Below are 6,438 nucleotides of genomic sequence, written 5' to 3' on the forward strand. Positions count from 1 at the left end.
ACGCGTGCTCGACCGCGTAGTCGGCCAGGCGGGGCTCGACCACGGGCGTCTCCTCGGCCTCGCCCCCGGCCACGAACGCGCTGCCGAGCAGGGCCGTGGCCACGGCGAAGCCCGCGACGGCGTAGCGGCCGCCGGGGAAGGCCGGAAACAGGTGCGCGAGGCGGTCGCCGCGGCGGCGGCGCCCGGGCGCGGCGGCGCGCTCCGGCCGTGAGGGGGCCGGGCCGCCCGCGGCGGGCGGAGTGCCCCCCGCGGTCGGGGGCACGGCGGCCAGGGCGCCGCCGGGGAAGCCGCCCAGGGGGCGCGAGGAGCCCAGGGGCGGACTGCTGCCGAAGCCGGTTCCGCCGACGGAGGGGCCGGAGGGGCCCCGGTCCGAGGGTCCGTGGTCGCGGGACAGGCTGGTGAGCCGTCCCATGAAGTCCATGTCGGGCTCGGGTTCGCACAGGCCGTGCAGGCGGCGCTTGAGGCGGCGCATCATGTCGGCCTCGAAGCGGCACGACTCGCACTTGGCCAGGTGGATGAGGGCGCTCTCGTGGTCGACCGGGCCGAGCTCGCCGTCGACGAGCGCGGAGAGCCGCTCTCCGAGGTGGTCCATACTCACTCCGCCTCCCCGTTGATGACGTTTCCGCCGCTGCGCGCCTCGTTGTCGGCGGCCAGGGACCGCCGGTGCTCCAGGGCCCGGCGCAGCTGGGCCCGGCCCCGGTGGATCCGGCTGCGGACGGTGCCGAGCTTGACGTCGAGCGTCGCCGCGATCTCCTCGTAGGAGAGCCCCTCGATGTCGCACAGGACGACCGGGGCGCGGAACTCGGCGGGCAGCGCGTCCAGGGCGGACTGGATGTCGGCGTCGAAGTGCCGGTCGTCGTAGCGCTGCGCGGGGGAGGGCTCGCGGCCCTCCAGGCGCTCGTCGGCGTTCTCGGCAAGGCCCTCGAAGCGGATGCGGGCCCGGCGGCGGGCCGTGTCGAGGAAGAGGTTGGTGGTGATGCGGTGCAGCCACCCCTCGAAGGTGCCGGGGGTGTAGTTGGCCAGCGAGCGGAAGACCCGGATGAAGACCTCCTGCGTGAGGTCCTCGGCGTCGTGCTTGTTGCCGGTCAGCCGGTAGGCGAGCCGGTACACGCGCGGGGAGTGGGTCCGCACGACCTCGTCCCAGCTCGGGGGTTCCCATGCCTCGAATTCCACGGCAGGGCCGGACTCTGGCACCGCTGCTCCCTTCATCCCGTCGATTCGCCGCCAGGTTGGTCAGGGGGAGTTTGCTTCGTGGCGATCAACGTACGTTCATCCCGTTTCAACGCCCGGGGACGTGGATTAAGTTCCCGCCACAACGCTCGGAGTTCGGTCCGGTTCAGGCTAGTCTTTTGCCAGGGACATGACCTGGCCGCGACCGACATTCTACGGTGGGTGACCACCCGCTGGTCAGAGCCCCACCAGACACGTGAACGCTGTGGGAGGCCGTTATCGCCAGCCCGGAGGAGACCGCGGCCCGGATCACCTGGGTCCGCGCCGAGCAGTCCCGGTTCGAGCAGGACGCCATGGAGGACGAGCCCCTGGCGGACGCCTACGAGGCGGGCAGCCGGTCGTCGGCCCCGCCGGTGGACGCGGCGACGGGCACGGCCCTGCGCTTCCTGGCCGCCTCCATCGGCGCCCGCTCCGTGGTGGAGATCGGCACCGGGTGCGGGGTTTCGGGGATCTGGCTGCTGCGGGGGATGGCCCCGGACGGGATCCTGACCACGGTGGACACCAACGCCGCCTACCAGGACTACGCGCGCTCGGCGTACTCCCGCGCCGGTTTCGGCCCCGGACGTGCCCGGCTGATCCGCGGGACGGCCCTGGACGTGCTGCCGAGGCTGACCGACGGCGGGTACGACCTGGTGTTCGTGGACGCCGACGCGGTGTCCTACCCCCTGTACATGGACGAGGCGCTGCGCCTGCTGCGCCGGGGCGGGATGGCGGTGTTCAACGGCGCCATGGTGGCCTCCAGCGAGCCGGACGGGCCGCTGCGCGTGCCCGACCCCCGCGAGACCGCCGTGCGCGAGGTGATCCGCCGCGTGCGGGAGGGGGAGGAGTTCATCCCCATGCTGATGCCGGTGGGCGAGGGACTGCTGGCCGCCATCCACCAGGAACCCGGCCGACGGTGATCAGCCGCGTCGACGGCACCGACCCAGCCGCCTTCGACTCCTGGTACGCGGCCGTGCGGGCGGCCTCGCTCGCCGACCGCGACCCCGGGGTGGTCCCGCTCCCCCACCCGGACTCCCTGCGCGCGGTGCTCCGCGGACGCGGGGGCGAACGGCGGGCCCTGGCCTACGCGGCCCACGGGGAGGACGGCGGGGTGGCGGGCGCGCTCCTGCTGGAGTTCGGGGACCGGGACAACCTGCACCTGGCCGAGGTCGACGTCAACGTGCCCGTCGCGACGCGGCGCCGCGGCCACGGAACCCGCCTGTGGGAGCACGCCGAGCGCGTCCTGGCCGAGGAGGGGCGCACGACCGCGCTGGGCGAGGTCCAGCTGCCCTCGGACCGCTCCTTCGAGGACTGGCCCGGCGTCCGCTTCGCGCTCGCGCGCGGGTTCGCGGCGGTCCACGAGGAGGACTACTACGTCCTGGAACTTCCGTTGGCCGCGCGGGTCCGCGAGGAGGTCGGCGCCGACGTGCTCGCCCTCGGGTCCCGTTACGAGCTGCTGACCTGGACGGACACGTGCCCGGAGGAGCTGCTGGCCGACTACGCGCGGCTGCGCACGCGGATGCAGGCCGACGTCCCGCTCGGGGATGCGGCCTTCGAGCGGGGGCTCTGGGACCCCGCGCGCGTGCGTGACCAGGAGGAGCGCCGCCGCGCCCAGCGGTACCGCACGCTGGTCTGCGCGGCCAGGGCCGCCACCGGCGGCCTGGCCGGGTACAGCGAGATCGCCCTGCCCGAGGGGGAGGGCTCGGCCTACCAGGAGGACACCCTGGTGGCGCCCGAGCACCGGGGCAACCGCCTGGGCTCGGCGCTGAAGCTGCGCAACCTGGAGACGCTGGCCGCGGAGTTCCCCGAGCGGGTCCAGGTCCGCACCTGGAACGCCCCGGACAACGCCCCCATGCGCCGGGTCAACCTGCGCCTGGGCTTTCGCCCGGTGGAGCGCATGCACGAGTTCCAGCGCGCCCTGCCGGGGTGAGGTCCCCCGCCGGGGCGGCAGGAACTCCCGGACCGGACCCGCTGGCCGGGCCGTCACCGGTGTGACGCACGGGCACCCGGCCCGGGGGCTCGGCTAGCGCTCGGCGAGCCAGCGCAGCAGCGTGCGCGTGGCGAAGGCGGTGCCGCCCTTGCTGAGCAGGCCGCTCTCCTTGGTCGACCGGCCGGGACCGGCGATGTCCAGGTGGGCCCAGGGCACGCCGCCGGTGAACTCGCGCAGGAACAGGGCGGCGTCGGTGGCGCCGGCCGGGCCGAACTCGCGACGGGTGCCGATGTTGGCCAGGTCCGCCACGCGGGACTCGGTGGTCTCGACGTACTCCTCGGTCAGCGGCATCCGCCACAGCGGCTCGCCGGAGGCCCGGCCCGCGGTCTCGATCTCGGCGGCCAGCGCGTCGTCGGTGCTGTACAGGGCGCCCGTGCCCGTACCGAGCGCGACCTTGGCCGCGCCGGTGAGCGTGGCCACGTCCACGAGCACGTCCGGGGCCAGCTCGGCGACCGCGTAACCCATGGCGTCGGCCAGGACCAGGCGGCCCTCGGCGTCGGAGTTGAGCACCTCGACGGTCGTGCCGCCGTAGGTGGTGAGCACGTCGCCGATGCGTGTGGCGTCGCCGCCGAAGGCGTTCTCGGCCAGGGCCAGCAGACCGGTCACCCGCACCGAGGCGCCCACGGCCGACAGCGCGGACAGCACGGCGAGCACGACCGCCGAGCCGCTCATGTCGGTCTTCATCAGCGACATGTTGTCGTTGGGCTTGAGCGAGAGGCCGCCGGTGTCGAAGGTGATGCCCTTGCCGACCAGCACCACGTGCGCGGTGGGGTTCTCGGGGGTGTAGGAGAGCTGCACCAGCCGGGAGGGGCGTGAGGAGCCCCGGCCGACGGCGAGGATCGCGCCGAAGCCGTCGCGCTCCAGCTCCGCCTCGTCCCAGACCCGCACCTGGAGGCCGGAGTCCGCGGCGACCTCGCTGGCGCGCGCGGCCATCCACGCGGGGTCCTTGACCATGGACGGGGTGTTGATGAGGTCGCGGGCCAGGGCGGTGGCCGCGGCCAGCCGGGTGCCGCGCTCCAGCGCGTCGGCGAGGTCCCCGGCGCCCGGGTCCACCACCTCGACCACCGGGGCGGGACGCTTGTCCGCCGGGGGTTCGGCGGTCTTGAGGCTGAAGGTGTAGGAGGCCAGGAGGGCGCCCTCGGCGAAGGCGGTGGCGGCGTCGCCGCCGACACCCGGCCAGGCCAGGGCGGCCCGCTCTCTTCCCCGGGCGGCCCGGGACAGGGCTGCGCCGGCCTTCCGGAGGTCGTCGGGGGAACCCGAACCGACCCCCAGAAGGGCCAGCCGTACCAGCCCCTGGTCCCGGGGCACCGGGAACTGGGCCAGCTCACCGGGTTTCCCGGTGAGCGAGTAGTGCGCGAACAGATCGCCGAGCGGAGCCGGAAGCACCTGTGTCAGGCCGCCCTCGGCGACCCCTTCGACCTCCGCGGGTCCGCCGTCTCCCGAGAGGACGGGAAGGACCAGCAGGTCCGCGGTGGATTCGGCGAGGCTCCCCGAACGGGGCTGGATCTCCGTGGCGAATGGCACAGGCCGCTCACAATCGTTCGCTGTCATGGGGGTCTACGACCTCGGGGGGCCGTCGGGCGTTCCGGCCCGGGTGGGGGAGGGAAAAACGTGGTGCCGGACCTAGCCGACGACACCCTTGAGCGCGTCCCGGAGCTCGGTCGCCTCGGCCGGCGTCAGCTCGACGACCAGGCGTCCGCCCCCCTCCAGCGGGACCCGCATGATGATGCCGCGACCCTCCTTGGTGACCTCCATCGGCCCGTCGCTGGTCCTCGGCTTCATCGCCGCCATGCCATTCCCCTTTCTAGGTGTTTCCTCGCGGGTGACCGGGGCCGACCCACAGCACCGGCGCCGATCCGCTTGGCCCGTCTCGGCTCCGGAGCCGTAGGCCGGTTCCGCGTGACTCTCGCCCGTGTGGCTTGGGGGACGTGAATCACTCTCCGACCATTATCTCGGAGGTTGGCCCCCGTGTGTGCGCCGGTCGGCGGCCGGGCCGCCTCCGGCGGTTTCCACCAACGAGGAAACGTCGGTCAGTAAGGTTATATCGGTACTGGCCGAAACCCGGTGAGCGCACGGGGATCCGCGTCAGCCCCCGCCCGGGGGCGGTGGGCCGGACCCGACAGTCCGGCGACACCTGAACAACATCTCCGACCTGCGCTTTCGTCCCCACAGGGAATCCGGGCCCCGGGGGCCGCGGTCGGACGGATCCGGAACGGCACCGCCTCCAGGCGGTCGAACCGGCGCCCGGGGCGGGCGGCGATCCGGGCGACCGGATCAGCTCAGGGGACCCGTCGACGTCATCCGGGTGCCCTCGTCGGTGACCGAGGACCACTCCGCCCTCAGACCGCCGTCCGCGGCGGGCGCCAGGGTCAGCTCGGCCTCGTCGACGCAGCGGTCCTCGGGGTCGGCGGTCTCGGTGTAGGCGTAGACGCGCCGGTCGTTGTCGCCCGCGGACAGCACGAGCGTCCCCGAGCAGGCGAAGGTCGTCCAGGCGGTGCTGCCGCGCTCGGCGCCCTCCTCGATCCGCACCTCGGCGTGCCAGTCGGCGACGTGCTGGCCCTCGGTGTTCACCTGGACCATCTCGCCCGCCCAGGCTCCGACGAAGTCCTCCGCCGGGGCGACGGCCTCCTGCGCGGTCTCTTCGCCGTCGGCCAGCAGGGCCCACGCGGTGGCCCCTCCGCCGACCAGGAGGACGGCCAGCGCGGCCGCGCCCAGAACGGTGAACTGGCGGCGGCGCCTGCCGCTGTGCCGGGTCGACCGGGGCGGCGGCCACAGGGACAGCTGCACGGGGGAGGCGGCTGTCACGGAGGAAGCGGGCCCTTCGCGCCGATCGTCGGCTCCCGACTCCAGTTCGGCTGCTGTGTCCATCCTCGCCATCCTCAACGGTGATGCACCCGCTCCGGCGGAGCGGGGGGAACGCGGATACAGCGACCGAGGATAGAGCACCCGAACCCGCGGGTTTCGCCCGATAACCGCGCGGGGGCTGTGATGCACGGCATAGAAGAAGGCGAACGCCAGGTCAGCACGGTACCGCCAAACGTGACCCGCGCCACAGCTTTGGGTGCGGGGTCAGCGCTCGTCGCCGCGCGAGGGGGAGGCGTCGGAGGCGTCCGCGGTCCCGGAACCTCCCGCCGCCTCGGGGCGCTCCCCGGTCACGGCGGCCGTCGGGTCCCCGGGAGCCCCGGCCCCGTCGGAACCCTCCGCTCCCCCGGAGCCCGGGGCGGGCTCGGGGCTCCGGG

Annotated in this window: 7 protein-coding genes; 2 read left to right on the top strand and 5 right to left on the bottom strand. The window is 74.1% G+C overall.

Going from position 1 to position 6,438, the window contains the following annotated elements; translation table 11 throughout:
* On the bottom strand, positions 1–592 hold a 592-nt coding region (locus DQW06_RS17085; RefSeq protein ID WP_117198906.1), incomplete at its 3' end, for an anti-sigma factor.
* Between the two features lie 2 nt (positions 593–594).
* Positions 595–1,209 (bottom strand): RNA polymerase sigma factor SigE, encoded by a 615-nt coding sequence (sigE, locus tag DQW06_RS17090; protein WP_013154895.1) that lies wholly within the window; start codon positions 1,207–1,209, stop codon positions 595–597.
* 314 nt (positions 1,210–1,523) lie between these two features.
* Here sigE and DQW06_RS17095 point away from each other — a divergent pair, with 314 nt between their 5' ends.
* Both DQW06_RS17095 and DQW06_RS29820 read left to right on the top strand, forming a co-directional pair.
* Positions 1,524–2,129: an O-methyltransferase gene (locus tag DQW06_RS17095; RefSeq protein ID WP_013154896.1), complete on the top strand. Its 606-nt coding sequence runs from the start codon at positions 1,524–1,526 to the stop codon at positions 2,127–2,129.
* Complete coding sequence (locus DQW06_RS29820; protein WP_071622712.1) at positions 2,126–3,139, top strand: GNAT family N-acetyltransferase; 1,014 nt, start codon at positions 2,126–2,128, stop codon at positions 3,137–3,139. Before DQW06_RS17095 ends, DQW06_RS29820 begins: the two co-directional genes overlap by 4 nt.
* A gap of 93 nt (positions 3,140–3,232) precedes the next feature.
* Here DQW06_RS29820 and DQW06_RS17105 read toward each other — a convergent pair whose 3' ends face one another.
* The 3 genes from DQW06_RS17105 to DQW06_RS17115 all read right to left on the bottom strand — a co-directional run bounded on the left by DQW06_RS17105 (position 3,233) and on the right by DQW06_RS17115 (position 6,067).
* Positions 3,233–4,723: a leucyl aminopeptidase gene (locus DQW06_RS17105; RefSeq protein WP_041552869.1), complete on the bottom strand. Its 1,491-nt coding sequence runs from the start codon at positions 4,721–4,723 to the stop codon at positions 3,233–3,235.
* Between the two features lie 99 nt (positions 4,724–4,822).
* Complete coding sequence (locus tag DQW06_RS17110) at positions 4,823–4,990, bottom strand: DUF3117 domain-containing protein (RefSeq protein WP_013154899.1); 168 nt, start codon at positions 4,988–4,990, stop codon at positions 4,823–4,825.
* Positions 4,991–5,473: 483 nt separating this feature from the next.
* Entirely contained in the window at positions 5,474–6,067 is a 594-nt protein-coding gene (locus DQW06_RS17115; RefSeq protein ID WP_071622713.1) for a hypothetical protein, read from the bottom strand.
* Positions 6,068–6,438: the final 371 nt, after the last annotated feature.

Origin of the sequence: Nocardiopsis sp. TNDT3 (assembly GCF_003427465.1) — a bacterium.
GTDB classification, from domain to species: Bacteria; Actinomycetota; Actinomycetes; order Streptosporangiales; family Streptosporangiaceae; genus Nocardiopsis; species Nocardiopsis dassonvillei.